This is a genomic window from Bombilactobacillus folatiphilus (genome assembly GCF_023380265.1).
Classification (GTDB): Bacteria; Bacillota; Bacilli; order Lactobacillales; family Lactobacillaceae; genus Bombilactobacillus; species Bombilactobacillus folatiphilus.
On record NZ_CP093366.1, the window covers coordinates 731,093 to 751,360 of the forward strand.

At 37.0% G+C, this 20,268-nt stretch carries 23 protein-coding genes and 1 riboswitch; of the genes, 22 read left to right on the plus strand and 1 reads right to left on the minus strand.

Annotated features, from left to right (window positions below; genetic code table 11):
- The first annotated feature begins 44 nt into the window (after positions 1-44).
- The 18 genes from pyk (at position 45) to MOO45_RS03835 (ending at position 16,963) form a co-directional block, all read left to right on the plus strand.
- The gene (pyk, locus tag MOO45_RS03750; protein WP_249515045.1) at positions 45-1,814 is read left to right on the plus strand and encodes a pyruvate kinase; all 1,770 of its coding nucleotides are present in this window, start codon (positions 45-47) and stop codon (positions 1,812-1,814) included.
- Between the two features lie 113 nt (positions 1,815-1,927).
- Positions 1,928-2,389: a DUF441 domain-containing protein gene (locus tag MOO45_RS03755; RefSeq protein WP_249515046.1), complete on the plus strand. Its 462-nt coding sequence runs from the start codon at positions 1,928-1,930 to the stop codon at positions 2,387-2,389.
- A gap of 12 nt (positions 2,390-2,401) precedes the next feature.
- On the plus strand, positions 2,402-3,256 hold the full coding sequence (locus tag MOO45_RS03760; RefSeq protein ID WP_249515047.1) for a S1 RNA-binding domain-containing protein: 855 nt from the start codon (positions 2,402-2,404) through the stop codon (positions 3,254-3,256).
- 15 nt (positions 3,257-3,271) lie between these two features.
- Positions 3,272-3,637, plus strand: coding sequence for an N-acetyltransferase (locus MOO45_RS03765; protein WP_249515048.1), 366 nt, complete (start codon positions 3,272-3,274; stop codon positions 3,635-3,637).
- Positions 3,634-4,365 carry a segregation and condensation protein A gene (locus MOO45_RS03770; RefSeq protein ID WP_249515049.1) on the plus strand — a complete coding sequence of 244 codons (732 nt, stop codon included), beginning with the start codon at positions 3,634-3,636 and terminating at the stop codon, positions 4,363-4,365. The genes MOO45_RS03765 and MOO45_RS03770 overlap by 4 nt, the downstream gene beginning before the upstream one ends.
- Before the next feature lie 3 nt (positions 4,366-4,368).
- A complete protein-coding gene (scpB, locus tag MOO45_RS03775; protein ID WP_317619046.1) occupies positions 4,369-4,923 on the plus strand; it encodes an SMC-Scp complex subunit ScpB in 555 nt (184 codons plus the stop codon).
- Between the two features lie 22 nt (positions 4,924-4,945).
- Positions 4,946-5,659, plus strand: a complete 714-nt coding sequence (locus tag MOO45_RS03780; RefSeq protein WP_249515152.1) for a pseudouridine synthase — start codon at positions 4,946-4,948, stop codon at positions 5,657-5,659.
- Positions 5,660-5,776, plus strand: a riboswitch (FMN riboswitch).
- 57 nt (positions 5,777-5,833) lie between these two features.
- Positions 5,834-6,385: an ECF transporter S component gene (locus MOO45_RS03785; protein WP_249515050.1), complete on the plus strand. Its 552-nt coding sequence runs from the start codon at positions 5,834-5,836 to the stop codon at positions 6,383-6,385.
- A 78-nt stretch (positions 6,386-6,463) separates the two neighbouring features.
- Positions 6,464-7,126, plus strand: coding sequence for a LysM peptidoglycan-binding domain-containing protein (locus MOO45_RS03790; protein WP_249515051.1), 663 nt, complete (start codon positions 6,464-6,466; stop codon positions 7,124-7,126).
- Positions 7,127-7,187: 61 nt separating this feature from the next.
- Entirely contained in the window at positions 7,188-7,853 is a 666-nt protein-coding gene (gene cmk / locus MOO45_RS03795; RefSeq protein ID WP_249515052.1) for a (d)CMP kinase, read from the plus strand.
- A 71-nt stretch (positions 7,854-7,924) separates the two neighbouring features.
- The gene (gene rpsA, locus MOO45_RS03800; protein WP_249515053.1) at positions 7,925-9,127 is read left to right on the plus strand and encodes a 30S ribosomal protein S1; all 1,203 of its coding nucleotides are present in this window, start codon (positions 7,925-7,927) and stop codon (positions 9,125-9,127) included.
- 69 nt (positions 9,128-9,196) lie between these two features.
- Positions 9,197-10,510, plus strand: coding sequence for a ribosome biogenesis GTPase Der (gene der, locus MOO45_RS03805; protein WP_249515153.1), 1,314 nt, complete (start codon positions 9,197-9,199; stop codon positions 10,508-10,510).
- Between the two features lie 156 nt (positions 10,511-10,666).
- Positions 10,667-10,942: an HU family DNA-binding protein gene (locus tag MOO45_RS03810; protein WP_249515054.1), complete on the plus strand. Its 276-nt coding sequence runs from the start codon at positions 10,667-10,669 to the stop codon at positions 10,940-10,942.
- A gap of 185 nt (positions 10,943-11,127) precedes the next feature.
- Positions 11,128-12,399 carry a tetratricopeptide repeat protein gene (locus MOO45_RS03815; protein ID WP_249515055.1) on the plus strand — a complete coding sequence of 424 codons (1,272 nt, stop codon included), beginning with the start codon at positions 11,128-11,130 and terminating at the stop codon, positions 12,397-12,399.
- On the plus strand, positions 12,389-13,591 hold the full coding sequence (locus MOO45_RS03820; RefSeq protein ID WP_249515056.1) for a CCA tRNA nucleotidyltransferase: 1,203 nt from the start codon (positions 12,389-12,391) through the stop codon (positions 13,589-13,591). The genes MOO45_RS03815 and MOO45_RS03820 overlap by 11 nt, the downstream gene beginning before the upstream one ends.
- 4 nt (positions 13,592-13,595) lie before the next feature.
- Complete coding sequence (locus MOO45_RS03825; RefSeq protein ID WP_249515057.1) at positions 13,596-15,482, plus strand: ABC-F family ATP-binding cassette domain-containing protein; 1,887 nt, start codon at positions 13,596-13,598, stop codon at positions 15,480-15,482.
- A 2-nt stretch (positions 15,483-15,484) separates the two neighbouring features.
- Entirely contained in the window at positions 15,485-16,444 is a 960-nt protein-coding gene (locus MOO45_RS03830; protein ID WP_249515058.1) for a thymidylate synthase, read from the plus strand.
- 15 nt (positions 16,445-16,459) lie between these two features.
- Positions 16,460-16,963 carry a dihydrofolate reductase gene (locus MOO45_RS03835; RefSeq protein ID WP_249515059.1) on the plus strand — a complete coding sequence of 168 codons (504 nt, stop codon included), beginning with the start codon at positions 16,460-16,462 and terminating at the stop codon, positions 16,961-16,963.
- On the opposite strand, the gene trhA is transcribed toward MOO45_RS03835, so the two are convergent.
- Complete coding sequence (gene trhA, locus MOO45_RS03840; protein ID WP_249515060.1) at positions 16,952-17,617, minus strand: PAQR family membrane homeostasis protein TrhA; 666 nt, start codon at positions 17,615-17,617, stop codon at positions 16,952-16,954. The genes MOO45_RS03835 and trhA overlap by 12 nt on opposite strands.
- Before the next feature lie 123 nt (positions 17,618-17,740).
- Between trhA and MOO45_RS03845 the strand changes: the two genes are divergently transcribed.
- From MOO45_RS03845 to MOO45_RS03860, 4 genes are read left to right on the plus strand one after another with little or no spacing between them, the layout of a single operon-like run.
- The gene (locus MOO45_RS03845; protein ID WP_249515061.1) at positions 17,741-18,586 is read left to right on the plus strand and encodes a DegV family protein; all 846 of its coding nucleotides are present in this window, start codon (positions 17,741-17,743) and stop codon (positions 18,584-18,586) included.
- A 56-nt stretch (positions 18,587-18,642) separates the two neighbouring features.
- On the plus strand, positions 18,643-19,422 hold the full coding sequence (locus MOO45_RS03850) for a GDSL-type esterase/lipase family protein (RefSeq protein WP_249515062.1): 780 nt from the start codon (positions 18,643-18,645) through the stop codon (positions 19,420-19,422).
- Complete coding sequence (locus tag MOO45_RS03855) at positions 19,419-20,024, plus strand: YpmS family protein (protein ID WP_249515063.1); 606 nt, start codon at positions 19,419-19,421, stop codon at positions 20,022-20,024. The genes MOO45_RS03850 and MOO45_RS03855 overlap by 4 nt, the downstream gene beginning before the upstream one ends.
- Before the next feature lie 8 nt (positions 20,025-20,032).
- On the plus strand, positions 20,033-20,263 hold the full coding sequence (locus tag MOO45_RS03860) for a YozE family protein (protein WP_249515064.1): 231 nt from the start codon (positions 20,033-20,035) through the stop codon (positions 20,261-20,263).
- The last annotated feature ends 5 nt before the right edge of the window (positions 20,264-20,268 follow it).

Sequence of the window (20,268 nt, forward strand, 5' to 3'; positions counted from 1 at the left end):
TATATAGTTGGAGATTAATTTTACTTTTTTAAGGAGAGACATTGATGAAAAGAACTAAAATTGTTAGTACCTTAGGACCTGCAAGTAATAACGTGGAAACAATTTCCAAATTAATTGAGGCCGGTGCTAATGTTTTCCGTTTCAATTTTTCGCATGGTGATCATGAAGAACATTTATCAAGAATGAACATGGTTCGTGAAGCTGAGAAAATCACAGGCAAGATTGTTGGTATTATGTTAGATACCAAAGGTGCTGAAATTCGGACTACCGTTCAAGAGGGTGGTAAGTTTGAAGCGCATAAGGGTGACACAATGCGCGTGTCTATGGACGCTAATTTGGTTGGTAATTCTGACAAAATTGCAGTCACTTATCCAGGCTTGTACGATGATACGCATGTTGGCGGTCACGTTTTGATTGACGATGGTTTAGTTGATTTGAAGATCACTGAAAAAGATGAAGCCAATCGTGAATTGGTAACAGTAGTACAAAACGATGGTTTAGTTGGCTCCAAAAAGGGCGTTAACGCTCCTGGTGTGGAAATTCGCTTACCAGGTATTACGGAAAAAGATACGGATGATATTAATTTTGGTTTAGATCAAAATATCAATTACATCTCTGCTAGTTTTGTGCGTAAGGCGCAAGATGTTTTAGATATTCGTGAATTATTGGAAGCTAAACATAAGGAAAAAGTACAAATTTTCCCTAAGATTGAATCTCAAGAAGGTATTGATAACATTGATGAAATCTTGAAAGTTTCTGATGGTTTAATGGTTGCTCGTGGTGACATGGGTGTCGAAATTCCATTTGAAAATGTTCCGTTTGTACAAAAGAATTTAATCAAGAAATGTAACGCTTTAGGAAAACCTGTGATTACAGCTACACAAATGTTGGATTCAATGCAAGAAAACCCACGTCCAACACGTGCTGAAGTTACGGATGTTGCTAATGCTGTTTTAGACGGTACAGATGCTACAATGCTTTCTGGTGAAAGTGCTAACGGCGATTATCCAGTTGAAGCTGTATCTGCAATGGCTCGGATTGATCTTCGTACGCAAGAACATTTAAATGCTTCTAATACTTTAGCTTTACAAGCTTTTGAGGAATATAAAGGTTCGAATGCGACAGAATCTATTGGCGAATCAGTTGTACGGACTGCTCAAGAATTGGGTGTTAAGACAATTGTCACAGCAACAAATTCTGGTTATACTGCCAAAATGATTTCTAAGTATCGTCCAAGTGCTGATATTTTAGCAATTACATTTGATGAAGCTGTTCAACGTAGTTTGACTGTTAATTGGGGTGTTTGTCCAATTGTTACCAAACGTCCAGCGAATACTGATGAAATGTTTGATTTAGCAACGCAAAAAGTTCAAGAATTGGGCTTTGCTAAAGAAGGCGATTTGATTTTAATTGTTGCTGGTGTTCCGGTTGGTGAAAGTGGAACAACTAACTTGATGAAAATTCAATTGATTGGTTCTAACTTGGTCAAGGGTCAAGGCGTTGGTGATGAAACAGTTATTGGTAAAGTAACCGTTGCGCACAATGCTCAAGAAGCTATTGATAAGATGAATGATCAAGATATTTTGGTTGTTGAAAATACTGATAAAGATTACTTCCCAGCAATTGAAAAAGCTAGTGCTTTAGTTGTTGAAAATGGTGGTTTGACTTCCAATGCTGCAGTGGTTGGCATTGCGTTAAGTATTCCAGTAATTGTTGGTGCTCAAGACGCTACTAAACTAATTAAAGATGGTGAAGTTATTACGGTTGATTCTCGTCGTGGTAATGTTTATCGTGGTGCTTCTAACTCACTTTAAGATGAATGTGAAATCAAAGAAGGAAAGTAGGGCTTGCCCTACTTTTTTTGTACTTAGGGAAGTCAGCAAGTGAAGCTATTTTATGGTAAGATGTTGAATGATTAGGAGAAATTATGGAGAGTTGGCTTTTTTTATTAATAATTTTAGGTGTTGCCTTTTTAAGTAAGAATAATTCGTTGCTAATTGCCACAATTGTGACTTTGATTTTGAAATTACTTCCACAAACCGGTCATTTATTGAATTTAATTCAGACAAAAGGGATTAATTGGGGCGTTACGGTGATTTCTGTAGCTATTTTGATGCCAATTGCCACGGGGCAAGTTGGCTTTAGAGATTTATTGAATGCTTTTAAGTCTCCGGCCGGATATGTAGCGGTTATTTGTGGCATTTTGGTTGCTGTTTTGTCAGCCAAGGGTGTTCATTTGTTATCAGCATCTCCGGAAATGACTGTCGCATTAGTTTTTGGCACAATTGTTGGCGTGGTGGTTTTTAAAGGAATTGCTGCTGGACCAGTGATTGCGTCAGGTATCGCATATTGTATTTTAACTGTTTTAGCCAATATTGGAATTAAATAACGAGGTGAAGATTTGAATTTAGAAGAGTTATTGGGAACTGTACGAACAGGCAAAATTATTGATCAAAATACGGATTATTATTTTGTCTCAGTCGCAGGACAGACTTTACAAGTAGCAAGAGATTTGGTTTCAAATCCTAAAGAAGAGATTCAGGGTTATGTTTATGAGAATCAAGCACATAAGTTGGTATTAACTCCGAATATTCCCGCTGTTGGTGTGGAACGCTTTGGCTGGGGTGAAGTTGTACAAATCCGTGGCGATTTAGGCGTTTTCGTTAATATTGGTTTGCCTGATAAAGATTTGGTAGTATCTTTAGACGATTTACCTGAATTAAAAAAATTATGGCCTCAAAAGGGTGATCGCCTGTTACTAGCTGTGAAAGTAGATCGTAAAAATCGGATGTGGGGACGTTTAGCGGATGCGAATATTTTCCAGCAGCTTAGTCGTCGACCACAGCACAGTTTGCAAAATAAAGATGTTCAAGCGACAGTGTATCGCTTGAAATTGAGTGGTACATTTGTTTTGACTAATGATTATTATCTAGGTTTTATTCATCCAAGTGAACGGCAGCAAGAACCACGATTGGGTCAAGTTGTTCATGGTAGAGTGATCGGTAGTAGTTTTGATCATCTCAATTTGTCATTAAAACAGCGTGGTTATGAAGAAATTGATGATGATGCGGCGATGATTTTGGCTGTATTGAAGCATCAATCTGATTGGTCTTTGCCTTATAATGATAAAAGTGATCCTCAAGATATTAAGCGCTATTTCGGCATTAGTAAAAGTAGTTTTAAGCGAGCTCTAGGGCATTTGTTAAAGCAAAATTTGATTGAGCAAACGGCAACGGGAATTAGTTTAAAGCAATAATTAATTGGGTGAATCATGTTAGTTAAATATAATAATAATTATCAAAAAATTGTCATGGGTTTTTTGTCTTATATTCCAGAATTAAAAGATTTAGATCATGTTCAAATGGAGTTAGATTTATATGCTTCAGATAATGTGCATCAGCTATTTTTGTATAAATATCAAAATTCTGATTTCATTGGAATTATTGCGCTAGAAGTACAGAATTCGATTGTTATGATCCGATATATTTCTTTAATTCCTGCTGAACGTTCGCGGCAGGTTGTATTTAAAATTTTAAATGAGATTCAAGAATATTATCCAGAGCATAAGCTTATGGGGACAATTGAGCTAACACCCACTATTATGCAATGGCACAAAAATTCGGGTGCTTCAGTGTGAAACCATTAGAATTAATTTTAACCGATTTTCAAGGTCCGTTAGATTTATTGCTCCATTTAATTAAGCAGGCGCAGATTAATATTTATGATATTCCCATTGCCCAAATTACGGAACAATATTTAAATTATCTTCATCAAATGAAGTCGTTAGAATTAGATATTGCTGGCGAATATTTGGTTATGGCCTCGACATTAATGCGCATTAAAAGTCAAATGTTGTTACCACAAGATCCTATTTTTGAGGAGGATCCGGTTTTTGTGGAAGAGGAAGTGGATCCTCGAAGTGATTTAGTGGCTCAACTTTTAACTTATCAGGTTTATAAGCTTGCTGCACAAAAATTAAAGGAGTCAGCACAGCATAGACAGTGTTTACTGGAGCGTCCTGCAACCCAAGCTCCTAAAGAGCAGCCGTTGCAAGTCAAGCCCGGAGCATATGTGGTGAATGATCTGGCGTTGTGCTTGGCGGATTTATTAAAAAAGGTACAACAGCAGGAAAATTTAGCGCAGTTACCACAACGAGAGATTTTATCTGTAGCCCAAGCACAAGAACAAATTCTGGAATCTTTACAACAAAATTCAGAGATGACCTTTTTGCATTTACTACAACGTTCAGCCCAAGTTGAGGAAGTAGTCACCAAGTTTATGGCGATTTTGGAATTAATAAAAGACGGAGTTATTTGGGCACAGCAACGAGAATTACAACAAGATATTTTGATGAAATTGAGGTAAACCATGCTCACGCAACAATTATTTGCTTTATTATTTGTAGCTGGAGATCAGGGACTGACTTTAGCAGATATGGCTAGTTATTTAGCTAAAGATGTGGCTAGTATTCGTCAGCAATTACAGCAATTACAGCAAAGATTACAAGATGATGATGGTTCTGTTTTAGTGATTCAACAATTTGGTACAACTTATAAATTGTTGACAAAGTCAATCTATTACCCAATATTGTCTAAATATTGGCAATCAGAGCGAGCAACTAATCTCAGTCAAGCAGCGCTTGAGGTATTAGCAATTGTTGCTTATCAACAACCGATTACCCGTATTGAGATTGATGAATTACGTGGTGTTAAAAATAGTAGTGCTACTTTACAGACATTGATGATGCGACATCTAATTAAGACGGTTGGGCATAAAGAAGTTCCTGGGCGACCATTGATGTATAAAACAACTGATTTCTTTTTGGATTATTTTGGTTTAAAATCTTTAGACGATTTAACGCCCTTAGCGGATTTTCAACAACAAAATTTAGATCGTCAGGGTAATATTGATCTTTTTTCATGAAAAGGAAAGTAAAATGAAACAATTGGAACGATTACAAAAATTAATTGCAGAAGCTGGTGTAACTTCACGCAGGAAAGCTGAAGAACTAATTGTTAACGGACGTGTGCAAGTTAATGGTCAAGTAGTTAAGCAATTAGGAAGTAAATTTACGACGCAAGATTTAATTGAAGTTGATGGGATTGCCATTGAACGTAGTCCTAAGGTATATCTAATGTTTTATAAGCCACGCGGTGTTATTTCATCAGTTCATGATGAAAAGGGACGTAAAGTCGTGACGGATTATTTTAAGGATATTATTGATACACGGATTTATCCTGTGGGACGTTTGGATTATGATACGTCTGGTTTATTGTTGTTGACGAATGATGGTGATTTAACCAATCATTTACTGCATCCGCATAATCAAGTTAATAAAGTTTATATTGCTAAAATATCGGGTGTAGTAACTTCTAGGGCTTTGGAACAATTACGTCATGGTGTCAAAGTTAATGGTCGGAAGACGGCTCCTGCAAAATCTGAAATTATGAGTGTAGATCGTAAAAAGCAAACTTCTTTAGTTAAGTTAGTGATTCATGAAGGGATGAATCACCAAGTCAAAGAAATGTTTAAACAAGTTGGCTTTAATGTGGTAAAATTACGACGTGAGCAGGTTGGCTTTTTAACGTTAAATGGGTTAGTATCTGGCGACTGGCGCTTTTTAACTAATGATGAAGTCAAGGCTCTCAAAAAATTATAATATCGTTTTCAAGGCAAGGTGTAATTCCTGACCGGTGGTTAAAGCCCACAACCCAGTAATGGTGGATTTGGTGTAATTCCAGAGCCGATGGTATAGTCCAGATGATAGAAAACGAATAAGTTCACATTTAGTGATCTTTTTTGCCTTGCAACGATTTGTTGGAGGTCTTTTTTTATGGAAAGAAACAAATTGGCACGCAATAAACTAATTGGTGGAGGAATTCTAGCAGCGTTAGCGGCTTTGATAATGTTTATTGGTATTCCCATTATTCCCGGATTTTCTTTTTTGAAGTTAGATTTTAGTGATGTTGTGGTTTTATTAGCTTTTTATCTTTATGGAATGTCAACAGGAACTTTGGTAGCTTTATGTAAAGTTTTAGTACATTGGTTACTAACAGGGATGGGTTTGCCAGGAATTATTGGTGATTTCTCGTCTTTAGTCTCCAGTTTAGCTTTTATTATTCCAATTATTTTACTATTACAACATCATCAAAAACCATTGTTAGCCTATACTTGTGGGACATTGAGTTTAACAATTTTTCTGTCCTTAGCCAATTATTTTATTTTGATGCCAATATACATGGCAGTTTTGAACTTTAATATCGGAATGCCCATTGCTAAGTATGTTTTGTATGGTGTAATTCCTTTTAATCTGGTGAAGGGAGTTATTCTTTCTATTTTGAGCATCTTGTTAACTCATAGATTGAAATTATTGAAATTTAAATAAGATTTTCGGAAATTTACCTTTTTTAATGAAATTTAGTAACTGAACTGGTAAACTTATTAATTGTCAGAGGTGAGATGGATGAGCGATAAAAAGCCCAAATTATGGGAATCAACGTTTGGTGACTCCGATGATGATTCTGATTTGATTGATAAGAATCAAGCATCAGAACAATCAGCGACTGATGATGCTCCTAAGGAATATTCTAGGACTCATCGTCATGAGACCCAACAAAGTAATAAAGTTTTGGTTTGGTCTTTAGTCGTTGTGTTGTTGGCTATTATGTGTTTGCCAGTTGCTTGGTCGGCAATGTCTTCAGGACATCATAAAACTGCAGTTGATAGTAATAATCAAGTGGCTGTAAGTTCCAAGCCTAAAAGTACTAAAGTTAAAAAACAAAAGCCTAAAAAAGTAGCATCACAATTAAAACCAGCGTCTAGTAAAAAAGCTAGTGAGCCATCAACGGTTAAACGTGATGATGAACATGCGGCAGATCAAAATGATAAATCAGAACAGTCTACAGCTAATGATACGAATAATGGTAATACTAGTGCGCAGTCTTCGTCAGAAACATCAAATGCTGGATCTGCGACAAATAATTCTTCGTATTATGTTGTTCAAGCACATGATAATGCGTACCGAATTGCGCTGAATCATGGGATGACCACACAGCAGTTGTATCAACTAAATGGTTTGAATAGTAATACTGTTTTACGGCCTGGCATGCAATTGCGAGTTCGTTAAATTAAAAAGCTGGCTTCGGCCTGCTTTTTTAATGTCAAAATTTCAATAGGGGTGTAAGAATATGCAAATAGCGATTGACGGACCGGCTTCATCTGGCAAAAGTACGATTGCCAAAAAAGTTGCTCAGCAATTGAATTTTTTATATGTCGATACGGGGGCAATGTATCGAGCTGCAACTTGGTTAGCACAACAAAATCAGGTGGATTTTGGTGATGCTTTGAAAATTACTTTGCTATTAAAGAAATATCCTATAAATTTTAAATTGACGAAGACCCAGCAACTAGTATTTGTCGGCTCAACTGATGTGACCCAAGCAATACGTACGTCGATCATTTCGCAAAATGTTTCTCAAGTTTCGGCGTTAGAAGAAGTCCGGCATTTGCTGGTACAACAACAACGTGATCTAGCGAATCAAAACAATGTGGTCATGGACGGTCGAGATATTGGGACGGTTGTTTTACCCCAAGCGCAAGTGAAAATTTTTATGACAGCTAGTGTAGATGAACGAGCTCAACGACGTTATCAAGAAAATTTAGCCCGAAATATTAAAACTCCTTTAGATCAGTTGCAACAAGAAATTGCAACCAGAGATTACAAAGACTCGCATCGTAAAATATCACCATTAAAACAGGCAGTTGATGCAATTTTGTTGGATACGACTAGTCTAGATATTGATCAAGTGGTACAAAAAGTCTTGGAGATAATTCAGTTAAATTTGAATAAATAAATAATTACACTGGTAATTGAAGTGATTTTCCATTAAGATAGACTTCGAATGATGGCGAGGAGGATGTAAAAATGGCTGAAGAGAATAACAGCATAAATTCCATGGAGCAGGCACTGGATAGTTTTAATCAAGTGCAAATTGGCGATGTGGTTACAGCAGAGGTACTTTCAATTGAGGATAGTCAATTGATTGTTGGGATTGATAATTCTGGAGTTGAAGGGGTTGTACCACTGCGTGAATTAACTTCAGATCGGAAGGCTGATATTCACAAGCTAGCACAAGTTGGCGATAAATTAGAATTATTAGTCGTGCGGCATTCTGCGAGCGATAAAGAAGATGGCAGTTTTATTTTATCTCAACGGCGTATTGCTAATCGCAAAGCTTATGGCAAAATGGCTGAGTTGATGTCAGCTGATACGGTTGTTAAGGGTGAAGTTGTCGGGACAGTTCGTAGTGGTTTACTAGTTGAAGTTGATGGTTTACGTGGCTTTGTTCCAGCTTCGATGATTTCGGATCATTTCGTACGTGATTTCAAATCTTTTGTTGGTCAAATTTTGGATTTAAAAATTATTGAAGTGGAACCTACAAAAAATCGCTTTGTGTTGTCTCATAAAGAAATTGCAGCACAAGAAAGAGCACAAAAAGAATCTGAAATTATGGCTAATATTCTGCCTGGAGATATTATTGATGCTAAAGTTTCGCGTTTAACTAACTTCGGTGCTTTTGTGGATTTGGGTGGAATGGATGGTTTAGTTCATGTTTCACAAATTTCTTATGATCATGTCGATAGACCAGCAGATATCTTAAAAGTTGGTCAAGATGTGAAAGTCAAAATTTTAGATGTTGACAAAGATCGAGGACGAGTTTCGCTTTCAATAAAAGCCGCTCAACCAGGGCCCTGGGAAACTATTGGCGAAAAATTTGCAGCGGGTGACCAAATTGATGGTGTTGTGAAACGCTTAACTGATTTTGGCGCCTTTGTTGAAGTTATGCCTGGCATTGAGGGATTGGTTCACGTATCTCAAATTTCATGGAATCATGTAGATAATCCTGCTGATGTTTTAAAAGTGGGTGAGAAAGTGCATCTTAAAGTTTTGAATGTTGATCCTGAACAAAAACGTTTAGGTTTATCTATTAAGGAACTTACTGAAAATCCACATTCTAAAGCCAAAGAAGCGAAAAAAGATGAACAAGAATTAGATAATTACGAATTACCTGATGAAGAACGCGGTTTTGCATTAGGTGATATTGTGGATGAAGATTCCAACAATTAAGATTAGTTTTAGGAAAGGCTGACTTTGATGAGTCAGTTTTTTTATTTAGAAGAAAAAGCAGGTGATAAAATGGAAATGCCAATTGTAGCGTTAGTTGGACGACCAAATGTTGGAAAATCCACATTGTTTAATCGTATTGCTAGCGAGCGAATTGCGATTGTAGAAGATACCCCCGGAGTAACCAGAGATCGAATTTATACGCACGCTGAGTGGCTTGGAAAGCAGTTTCGCTTAATTGACACTGGTGGGATTACTTTAGAGGAAACAACATTAAATCAAGAAATCAAGAGCCAAGCGGAAATTGCTATTGATGAAGCTGATGTTTTGGTCATGGTTGTGGATGCTCGCGTGGGTGTAGTCAAAGAAGATGAAACGGTTGCACGGATTTTATATCAGGCGAAGAAACCGGTGATTTTGGCAGTTAATAAGGCGGATAATTTAGAGCAACGACAGGATATTTACGAATTTTATTCTTTAGGTTTGGGTGAACCATATCCAGTGTCAGGTGTTCATGGTACAGGGATGGGAGATTTGTTAGATCAGATTATAAAAACTTTTCCTGATGATCAATTTGTTGATGAAGACCCGGCAATTAGATTTAGTTTTATTGGTCGTCCCAATGTTGGTAAATCGTCGCTGGTGAATGCAATTCTGGGTGAACAACGTGTCATTGTGTCTAATCAAGAAGGGACGACGCGAGATTCAATTGATACCAGTTTTGTGGATAACTTTGGACAACTTTATAGAATGATTGATACTGCGGGTATTCGTAAGCGTGGCAAAGTTTATGAGAATACAGAAAAGTATTCAGTGATGCGTGCTATGCAGGCTATTGATCGCAGTGATGTTGTGGTCATGGTCTTAGACGGTGCGCAGGGAATTCGTGAACAGGATAAACGTGTTGCTGGTCTCGCCCACGAAGCAGGGCGCGGAGTTATTATTGCCGTCAATAAATGGGACGCTGTGGAGCATAAAGATCAAAAAACAATGCAAGAGTTCACTGATTATATTTATCAGGAATTTCGTTATTTGAGTTATGCGCCAATCATATTTGTATCGGCTTTAAAAAATCAGCGTTTAGCTAAAATTATGGAACTAGTAACAGCTGTTTATGAGAATCAACATCGGCGGATTCAGTCAGCTTTATTAAATGACTTATTATTAAAAGCAACAGCGATTGCACCAGCTCCAATTGTGAAGGGCAAGCGCTTGAAGGTTTATTATTTAACACAAGTTAGTGTCGGACCGCCAACATTTGTGGCTTTTGTGAATGATGTTGAACTCTTTCATTTTTCCTATGAACGTTTTATCGTGAACCAACTGCGAGAGATGTTTGATTTTACGGGTACCCCAATTAAGATTATTGCAAGAACACGTAAATAAAATTTTTATTAAGAATTATTGAATTTCGTAAAAAAAGCTGATTATAACTTGCTAGATGGGGAATCTTATGATAATTTGTTTAAGAATGATGGTGTGGTAGTCGTTGTTCGAATCAAGTAATGATCACTTCATTGCTTCAGGGAGGTGAAATAATTTATGGCAAATAAAGCAGAATTAATCCAAAGTGTAGCTGAAAAAACAGGCTTAACTAAAAAGGATTCTACTGCTGCAGTGGATGCAGTTTTTGATTCCATTCAAGAAAACTTGGTCAAGGGCGAAAAAGTTCAATTAATTGGCTTTGGTAACTTTGAAGTTCGTCACCGTGCTGCTCGTAAGGGCCGTAATCCACAAACAAATGCAGAAATTACTATTCCTGCAAGTGATGTTCCAGCTTTCAAACCTGGTAAAACCTTGAAAGATGCAGTTAAATAATTTTTTAAAAGATTGTTTATTGAAGACGATTATTACTGTTTAAGTGTAATCGTCTTTAGCTTACATAAATCAAATTTAGAGCCGACATTTGTTGGTTCTATTTTTTTAGGAGTTAATAATTGTGGATGGCAAGGTTTAGATTTTGTGTTATCGTGAAACTAGATCAATAAAGGAGTCATTAATTCATGTCACTTAGTGAACAAGCTCTAGCCGCTTTTCAAGAAGGTGCAGTAAATCAAGGACAAGAGTTACTTGAAAAAGCATTACGTAAGGATAGCGCTGATGATTTATATCAATTGGCCCAAGAGTTACAACAATTAGGATTAAGTGTTCCAGCGAAGCAATTGTATCAATTTTTATTGGCGCAGTTTCCTCAAGAGGACATTTTACGAGTGAATTTGGCAGAAATTTTAATTTCAGATGGTCAAATTGATTCAGCTACAGATTTATTAGCGAGGGTGGCTCCAGATTCTGACGCTTATGTTGCATCATTGCTAGTAGGTGCAGATTTATATCAAACTTTGGGATTATACGAAGTTAGCGAACAAAAATTATTACAGGCTTTAAAATTAGCTCCACAAGAACAAGTGATTCAATTTGCGATGGCTGAGCTTTATTTTAACGAAAATAAATTTGCTGCTGCCATTGATTTTTATGAACAATTATTAGATCAAGAAATTACTGAATTCTCAGGAATTTCAGTTTATCAACGTTTAGCGGCAGCGCAGGCTGGTTTAGGCAATTATGAAGCTGCCATTGATAATTATTCTAAAACAAGAGCTGAATTCTTGAATGCGGACAGTTTATATAATTACGCTTCTTTAGAACTAGAAGTCAAAAATTATACTAAAGCACAAGAATTAATTCAGCAATTATTAAAATTAGCTCCAGATTATTCATCTGCTTATATTTTACAAACGCGGCTGTATTTAGCTCAAAATCAGCCCAATAAAGCTTATCAAGCAGCGCAGCAAGGATTAAGCTATGATCCTTACAATGAACTTTTATATGAATTAGGAGCTAATGCTGCACAAAAATTGGGGCAAAGTGATGCGGCAATTGCTCTATTAAAACAGGGTGTTAAGCAAATGGATGCACCCAATAGTTTGATTTTAGCCTTAAGTCAGCTTTATTTAACGGAGGAGGATTATCAAGAAAATGTTGATTTGTTAACACAATATCAAGATCAGCTCCAAGATGACGCACAACCGCAATGGAATTTAGGCCGTTCGTTTGCGGCTTTGGAGCAAAGTCAAAAAGCGTTAGAGGCGTTATTAGGCGTTTATGAAACTTTTAAAAATAATTCTGCTTATTTGCAGGATTTGATTTTGTTATTACGTCAAGGTGATCAACCTGATTTATTGAAAGCCGCGGTTCAAAATTATTTACAATTAGATCCTGATAATTTGGAAATGAATGACTTATGGCGGGAGTTGAATTCAGATTATGATAATTGAGCATTTTCCAATGGCTTTGCAGGCGGCCATTCCCATTTTAGAAAAAATTAATGCTGCTGGTTTTGAAGCTTATTTTGTAGGTGGTTGCGTACGCGATACATTGTTAGATCATCAGATTCATGATGTTGATTTAGCTACGAGTGCCTATCCGCAAGAGGTGAAAATGCTGTTTCCACATACTGCAGATACGGGAATTGAACATGGAACGGTAACCATTATCACTGATGAGCAAAACTATGAAATTACAACTTTTCGGACAGAGTCGGGGTATCAGGATTATCGTCGACCGCAACATGTGGAATTTGTTCGATCGTTAACTGAGGATTTAAAAAGACGTGACTTCACAATCAACGCTTTAGCCATGAGGACTGATGGACAAGTGATTGATTTATTTGGTGGGGTGCAAGATTTATCACAAAAAAAGATAAAAGCTGTCGGTCAAGCGGCAGAACGTTTTCATGAAGATGCTTTACGAATGGTACGCGCAGTCCGGTTTCAGGCACAGTTAGGTTTTGAAATTGAGTCACAGACTAAGATGGGGATTCAATTAAACGCGCTTTTATTGAAAAAAATTGCAGTAGAACGGATTCGCGATGAATGGTTAAAATTAATGCAGGGCAGAGCTTGGCAAGCAGGTTTAACAACGATGCTACAAACGAAACTTTATCAATATTGTCCGCAGTTGATAGCTGAAGATTTAAATGGTTTGTTAAAGCTGCCCGCTGTTAAGTTAAGCAGTGAGAAGCAAGTTTGGACCTTAGTGTGTTGGTGTTTACAATTTAGCGAGCAGCGAATCAAAACTGTTTTAAAGTCCTGGAAAACAGCCAATGATGTTCAAAAAATTGTCTTGGCGAGTGTAAATCTTTTGAATCAAGCAGAGGTGACGGCTTGGAATTTGTATCAAGCTTCGCCTGGAGTAGTGACGAATTGTTTGGCGATTCTCAATTTATTAGGCAAAACAACGCTGGCAAATGAATTACAACAGCAGTACGAGCAATTACCGATCAAAAATGTGCGGGAGTTAGCAGTTAATGGTCGTGATTTAATGTCTGAATTGAAGATGCCAGCGGGTCCGCAGTTAGGCCAAACTTTGCTGTGGATTCAGCAACAGGTGGTTGCCCAGCAATTAGTTAATCAAAAAGCAGTAATTATTAATGAACTGAAAAATAGGTACGCACAAAGAGGCAGGTAAAGTAATGAAGATGTTGAGTGTTAACGATTTGCAGCAATCTTTTGGTGCACGTAATTTATTTTCCCAAGTTAATTTTAAAATTCAAACGCATGATCGGATTGGTTTACTAGGATTAAACGGTGTCGGAAAAACCACTTTATTGAATTCGTTGGTGGATAAGCGATTATTACGACAAGGAGTTATTGATCGTTCTAAAGACTATCAGATTAGTTATTTATATCAAAATCCACAATTGGATCCTGAAAAAACTATTTTAGACGCAATTTTAGAAGGTAGTGAGCCGCTGTATGTAACGGTTCATCAATATGAAGTTGCTTTAAATCGTTATAGCAAGGATAGTGATAACTCCAAATCCGCACAAACATTTTTTCAAGCTCAGGAAAAAATGGATGCCATTGATGGCTGGGAGTTTCAATCGACTGTAGAAACGATTTTGACAAAATTAGGAATTAAGAATTTTACCCAGCAGATTAAGGAATTATCAGGTGGTCAACAACGTCGAGTGGCTTTAGCGCAAGTATTAGTTTCCGATTCAGACTTATTAATTTTGGACGAGCCGACTAATCATTTGGATGAACATGCAATTGCGTGGTTGGAAACATTCTTGAATAATTATCGCGGTGCAGTTATTTTTGTGACGCATGATCGATATTTTTTAAATGTGGTGGCTAATCGGATCTTGGAATTAAGTAATCAGAGAATCCAGGAATATAGTGGTAACTACGAAGCTTATTTGAGGCAAAAAGCTCAAAATGCAGCGACTCTAGCTGCCACGAAACAACACCAGCAAAACTTGTATCGCCATGAATTGGCTTGGATGAGAGCTGGGGTCCAAGCCAGAGGAACTAAGCAAAATGCGCGTGTGGCCCGTTTTAAGGAATTGAGTCAAACATTAAAACAACAACCGGTGGCGCAAGGCCAATTAAATATTGATATTCAACAGCAACGTTTAGGTAAAGATGTCTTCGAATTACGGCATGCTCAATTGTACTTTGGTGAGGAACAATTATTACAAGATTTATCTTTGCGGATTAATTCTGGTGAGCACTTGGGCATCATTGGTGCGAATGGTGCTGGGAAAACCACATTTTTAAATTTGTTAGCTGGTCGCCAAAAGCTAACTTCTGGGGAGCTTAATATTGGACAAACCGTCAAAATTGGTTATTATACGCAACAAGTTGAACAAATGGATCCAAATCAGCGTGTGATTACTTACTTAGAATCAATTGGGCAGAACGTGGCTAATCAAGAGGGTACGCAAATGTCGGCATCGCAATTACTGGAACAGTTCTTGTTTGCACCTGCTCAACAGGGTGCCTTTATTCGTGATTTATCAGGTGGCGAGCAACGACGTTTATATTTATTGGCTGTTTTGATTCGACAACCCAATGTTTTGCTTTTAGATGAGCCTACGAATAATTTAGATATCGAAACAATGACGATTTTAGAAAATTATATTGAACAGTTTAATGGGACTGTGGTGACGGTTTCGCATGATCGTTATTTTTTGGATAAAATTACTGATGATTTATTAGTTTTTCATGGAAAGGGTCAAATTCAGCGTTATTGGGGGTCTTACTCGAAATATTTAAAGCAGATGAAGACGTCTCTACCCAAAAAAGGGGTGAAGCCCAAAATGACAAAAGGAGTCCAGGCTCAGCCGCAAGCTGTTAAGCATAAGTTGACTTATGCGCAAAAATTAGAGTTAAAAGATTTGGAACCAAAGATTGATCACTTAGAACACCAACAAGAGCAGTTAGAACAACAGATGGCACAAGATGGTGATAATTATCAGGAAATCTTAAAGCATCAACAAAAATTGACACAGGTGAAAGCAGAGTTGGATGCAGCCACGAATCGGTGGCTAGAGTTGGCGGATAAGGAAGATTAGATGTGACAGTTAATAACAATGAATGGCAATATTTAAATTTGTTAAAAGAAGTGTTGCAACATGGGCAATTTAAGGCAGATCGAACCCATACGGGGACTTATAGTCTGTTTGGTTATCAAATGCAATTTGACTTACAGGCAGGCTTTCCTTTGTTGACAACGAAAAAAGTTCCGTTTGAATTAATTAAGTCTGAGTTATTATGGTTTTTAAGTGGCGATACTAATATTAAATATCTATTGGAACATCAAAATCATATTTGGGATGAGTGGGCTTTTCAACGATTTGTTCAGAGTTCGGATTATCGGGGACCAGATATGACAGATTTTGGACGTCGATCGTTAGAAGATGCTCACTTCAATAAAATTTATCAGCAGCAAAAAAATTTGTTTTGTGAGCAAATTTTGGATGATCCACAGTTTGCACACAAGTATGGTGATTTGGGCAATGTGTACGGTAAACAGTGGCGTCATTGGCAATCTAATGGTAAAGAAATTGATCAAATTCAAAATGTAATTGACCAAATTAAGATTAACCCTGATTCACGTCGGTTAATTGTTAGTGCGTGGAATCCGGCGGAAATTGAACAAATGGCGTTGCCACCATGTCATACTTTGTTTCAATTTTACGTTAATGAAGGGACTTTGTCGTGTCAATTGTATCAACGTAGTGGTGATTTATTTTTGGGAGTTCCGTTTAATATTGCGAGTTATGCTTTATTGACGCATTTGATTGCACAAGTGACCGGCTTGAAAGTGGGAAAATTCATTCATACTTTAGGTGATGCACATATTTATCAAAATCATTTGTCGCAAGTTAAGTTACAGCTCCAGCGGACACCACGGTCAGCACCACATTTATGGTTAGATCCTCAGATTACGGCGGTGGATAATCTAAGCGTGGAGCAGATTCAAATGAAAGATTATCATCCTGCACCGAGTATTAAAGCTCCAGTGGCTGTTTAGGGAGGAGAAATTTAGATGTTGGCATTTATTTGGGCGGAAGATCAAAATCATTTGATTGGTCAAAATGGTCATTTGCCTTGGTCTTTACCTGCTGATTTACATTATTTAAAGCAAACGACTCTGAATAGTACAATCGTGATGGGCGCCAAAACGTTTCAAAGTTTTCCTAATGGCGCTTTACCGCAACGCAAAAATTTGGTCTTGAGTCATGAGCCGCAAAAATTTAGTAATGAAAAAAATATCCAAGTTGCTAACTCAAAAGTACAGTTGCAAAAACTATTTGCGCATGATTCGCGAGTGTTTATTTTTGGCGGGCCGGCTTTATTTCAAATGTTTTTATCGGAAGTTCAGTATTTATATGTAACACAAATTACAGCACAATTTGTGGGTGACACTTGGATGATTCCCATTGATTATTCGCAATTTGAGTTGATCAAGAGAACTCAAGGGACTGTGGATAAAGTTAATTTATGGCCTCATGAATTTTTGTTATATCGTCGTAAGAATCTAGAGATATAAATAGACGGCTATAAACATTAAGGTTGTGCCCAGCATGACAAAAACGTGCCAGATAACGTGAATATATTTAATACCCCGCATGGAATATAAAAGAGCGCCGATCGTGAAAGCCACGCCACCCAAAAATAAAAGAAGCACGCCGTTCCATCCCATTGAATTACTTAAGGGTTTCATTGCAATAATAACCATCCAGCCCATAATTACGTAAAGGCTGGTGTCAATGATGGGATGACTGCCAAGGTTAAAAATTTTGTAAATAATGCCACCGATTGTGGTCAACCAAATAATGCTCAGCAGAATCCAATTCAACGGTGTTGGAATTCCTAGTAAACAAAATGGTGTATAGGTTCCAGCAATCAGCAAAAAAATGGAACTATGATCCAAGATTTGGAAGACATGTTTAGCACGAGTAAAATATAAACTATGAAACAAAGTTGAACATAGGTATAAAAAAATTAGCGTGAAACAATAAATTAAATAGGCAACGATAGCTAATGCGCTGGGATGGGCTTGATGAAAAATTTTAATCATCAACAAAATAGTGCCGATAATTGATAGAATAATACCGATCCCATGGGTTATAGCACTAAAGATTTCGTTAGTTATGCGATAAACTTTGGTAGAATTTTGAGGTGCGGAAAAAAGTTTAGACATCTGATATGCTCCTTGAATAATAGATGTGCGAATTTAAGAAACGTTTGATACAATTTTGTAAGTAACAAACAATTCTAAAAAAATTATAGCTTAAATAATATAAATGATAAAGGCAGGATAAAAATGGCGAATGTCAAAATTTTAACAGATTCTTCTGTACAATTAACATCAGCAGAAATTGATCAATATCAAATTACAGTTGTTCCTTTAACCGTAGCAATTGACGGTAAGCAATATATTGATGGTCATGACATTACACGTCAAGAATTTGCTGATGAAATGTTATCTAGTACTAATTTTCCCAAAACAAGTCAACCGCCGATTGGTCGTTTTTTAGATGCGTTTAACCAACTGGGTGAAGATGGTAGTGAAATTTTGGCGATCACTTTAACCAAAGGGTTAAGTGGGACTGTTGATGCAGCCAGACAAGCTGCAGAATTGAGTGACGCAAAAGTAACCGTGATTGATAGTGGTTCCACGGATCGTGGGATGGCTTTTCAAGTAATTGAAGCTGCTAAAATGGCTCAAAAAGGTGCTCAAATGTCGGAGCTGGTAGCTAAAGTTCAGGAAATTGTCAACAACATGGAATTATATGTTTGTATTCCGCATCCTGAGAATATTATTAAGGGTGGTCGTTTGGGCAAAGTGGCGGCTTCATTAACTTCTTTATTGAATATTGATGTTGTTGTGCAGGTTAAAAATAACAAGTTATCTATTGCTCGTAAGGGACGTGGAGTGAAAGTTATCAAACGTTTTGTGGCAGAAACTTTATCACGCATTGAAACCGATAGTGATCGGATTTCTGAAGTGGGAATGTCTTATGTTAGTGATAAAACATTTCCCGAACAAATTGCACAAGAATTGCAGCAGAAATGTCCTAATGTTAAACCTTTTATTGAATTAACTAGTCCGATTATTATGACGCATACGGGTGAAGGGGCGTTTGCTATAATTTTTTACCGGCAATAAGTAAAAAGTAAAGCTGAGAGATGAATCAGCTTTTTCTTTAATTTAAGGAGTATATTTTGCGGATAATTAAACAGATAATTGTGAGCTTGATTCTGACAATTGGTCTGAGTTTTGGTTTCACTCATTCAGTTTTTGCGGCTAAAAAGCCACTCAATGTAGTCGCAGTAGGCGATTCTTTAACTTACGGAATCGGAGATCATCATCATGGTGGTTATACATCGTTAATTAAAAAGCCGCTGAAAAAAGCTAGTCAGCGACCAGTGCATGTTCAAAATTTTGGAATTAGTGGTGAAACTAGTACACAAATTTTGCAACGTGTGCGAGATAAGCCGGCGCTGATTAAAGCAATCAAACAAAGTGATATAATTACGATTACTGCTGGGGGCAATGATATAATGCATGTCTTGCAAAAACGCGGATTAAAATTATCACAAGAACAGTTTCAGCAAGCCAAAGATCATTATGTGAAACAAATGGTTCAAATGATTATGTTGATACGGCGCTACAATGAACGGGCTCCGATTTACTTAATTGGTATTTATAATCCATTTGCAATTTATGTCAAAAAAGCTAAAAGTGTTAAGCAGGCAGTTATAGCTTGGAATCAAGCTAGTCAAGACATTGCTCGTGATAATTATCGCATGCATTTTGTAGATGTTTCAGCATTGGCTAATCCTAAAAAAGTTAAGTACTCTAAAAAAGAGCAAACGACTATTAATCCACTGCTTTATACCAAAGATTATTTTCATCCGAATCATAAGGGATATCAGATAATGACACAGAAGCTGTGGCAGCAAATGAAAAATACCAAGAAAGAGTGGCTTAAGTTATCATGAGACGGAGCACAGAGCAAAAGCATAATTGGTGGAAATGGGCCTTTTTATTGTTAATTGGAATTTTGTTAATTGGTGGTGGAGTTATTTGGTATCAGGTTACATGCCCTGTTAGCTCAGCGCTTGTTTCCAAAAGTACGGTACCTGCAACTGCCAATCACAAACCGGTTTTTCAAGTGACGTTAGACAAACGGCAAGCCCAACGCTTAGCCAATCACTATATTTCTGAATATTTAAATAGCAAAGATATTAAGTATCATTTACAATTTGATCAGCATATTTCGTTAATTGGCAGTGCTGATTTGTTGGGTTCTAAAATTGGATTTACGTTGCAAACAGATCCTTATCCGGATGAGTCTGGTGGAGTTCAATTGAAAGCTCGTCGTTTAAAGCTCGGCAGCTTAGGCATTCCGTTAGGTTTTGTTTTAGGTTATGTAGGTGGTAATTACCATTTTCCTAGCTGGGTGACAGTTGATAGTCATAAGCAGTTGATTAAGATTCATTTGCAACGTTACCAAACGAGTGATGGCTTTTATTTTAAGGTTAAACAGTTGAATTTAAAAAGAAATAAAATTGTTGTGAGTGTTTATTCAAGTAAATTTTAGGAGTAATCATGCAAAAATCTTTCTATCAGTATTTGATGACGCAGCGTGATCCTAACAGTTCTAGTCTGTTGGCACATTTTGCGGAATCAGCGTTTTTTGATCAAACTTTTCCAAAACAAGCACAAGATTATGCTGTGATTTCAGAATATTTGGAATTGAATGGTTCTTATTTGCCATCAATGGATATTTATGACGATGCTTTTCGGCAATATCAAGAATCAGAGGCACACTTTAATTAAGGAAT

Bases quoted from the DNA above. Each gene is read 5' to 3' on its own strand.
- MOO45_RS03845 (WP_249515061.1), top strand. From the start codon at position 17,741: ATGGCGAATGTCAAAATTTTAACAGATTCTTCTGTACAATTAACATCA.
- trhA (WP_249515060.1), bottom strand. From the start codon at position 17,617: ATGTCTAAACTTTTTTCCGCACCTCAAAATTCTACCAAAGTTTATCGC.
- MOO45_RS03765 (WP_249515048.1), top strand. From the start codon at position 3,272: ATGTTAGTTAAATATAATAATAATTATCAAAAAATTGTCATGGGTTTT.
- MOO45_RS03825 (WP_249515057.1), top strand. From the start codon at position 13,596: ATGAAGATGTTGAGTGTTAACGATTTGCAGCAATCTTTTGGTGCACGT.
- MOO45_RS03755 (WP_249515046.1), top strand. From the start codon at position 1,928: ATGGAGAGTTGGCTTTTTTTATTAATAATTTTAGGTGTTGCCTTTTTA.
- MOO45_RS03820 (WP_249515056.1), top strand. From the start codon at position 12,389: ATGATAATTGAGCATTTTCCAATGGCTTTGCAGGCGGCCATTCCCATT.
- MOO45_RS03815 (WP_249515055.1), top strand. From the start codon at position 11,128: ATGTCACTTAGTGAACAAGCTCTAGCCGCTTTTCAAGAAGGTGCAGTA.
- MOO45_RS03790 (WP_249515051.1), top strand. From the start codon at position 6,464: ATGAGCGATAAAAAGCCCAAATTATGGGAATCAACGTTTGGTGACTCC.
- MOO45_RS03835 (WP_249515059.1), top strand. From the start codon at position 16,460: ATGTTGGCATTTATTTGGGCGGAAGATCAAAATCATTTGATTGGTCAA.
- cmk (WP_249515052.1), top strand. From the start codon at position 7,188: ATGCAAATAGCGATTGACGGACCGGCTTCATCTGGCAAAAGTACGATT.
- MOO45_RS03860 (WP_249515064.1), top strand. From the start codon at position 20,033: ATGCAAAAATCTTTCTATCAGTATTTGATGACGCAGCGTGATCCTAAC.
- MOO45_RS03810 (WP_249515054.1), top strand. From the start codon at position 10,667: ATGGCAAATAAAGCAGAATTAATCCAAAGTGTAGCTGAAAAAACAGGC.
- MOO45_RS03785 (WP_249515050.1), top strand. From the start codon at position 5,834: ATGGAAAGAAACAAATTGGCACGCAATAAACTAATTGGTGGAGGAATT.
- der (WP_249515153.1), top strand. From the start codon at position 9,197: ATGGAAATGCCAATTGTAGCGTTAGTTGGACGACCAAATGTTGGAAAA.
- MOO45_RS03855 (WP_249515063.1), top strand. From the start codon at position 19,419: ATGAGACGGAGCACAGAGCAAAAGCATAATTGGTGGAAATGGGCCTTT.
- rpsA (WP_249515053.1), top strand. From the start codon at position 7,925: ATGGCTGAAGAGAATAACAGCATAAATTCCATGGAGCAGGCACTGGAT.
- pyk (WP_249515045.1), top strand. From the start codon at position 45: ATGAAAAGAACTAAAATTGTTAGTACCTTAGGACCTGCAAGTAATAAC.
- scpB (WP_317619046.1), top strand. From the start codon at position 4,369: ATGCTCACGCAACAATTATTTGCTTTATTATTTGTAGCTGGAGATCAG.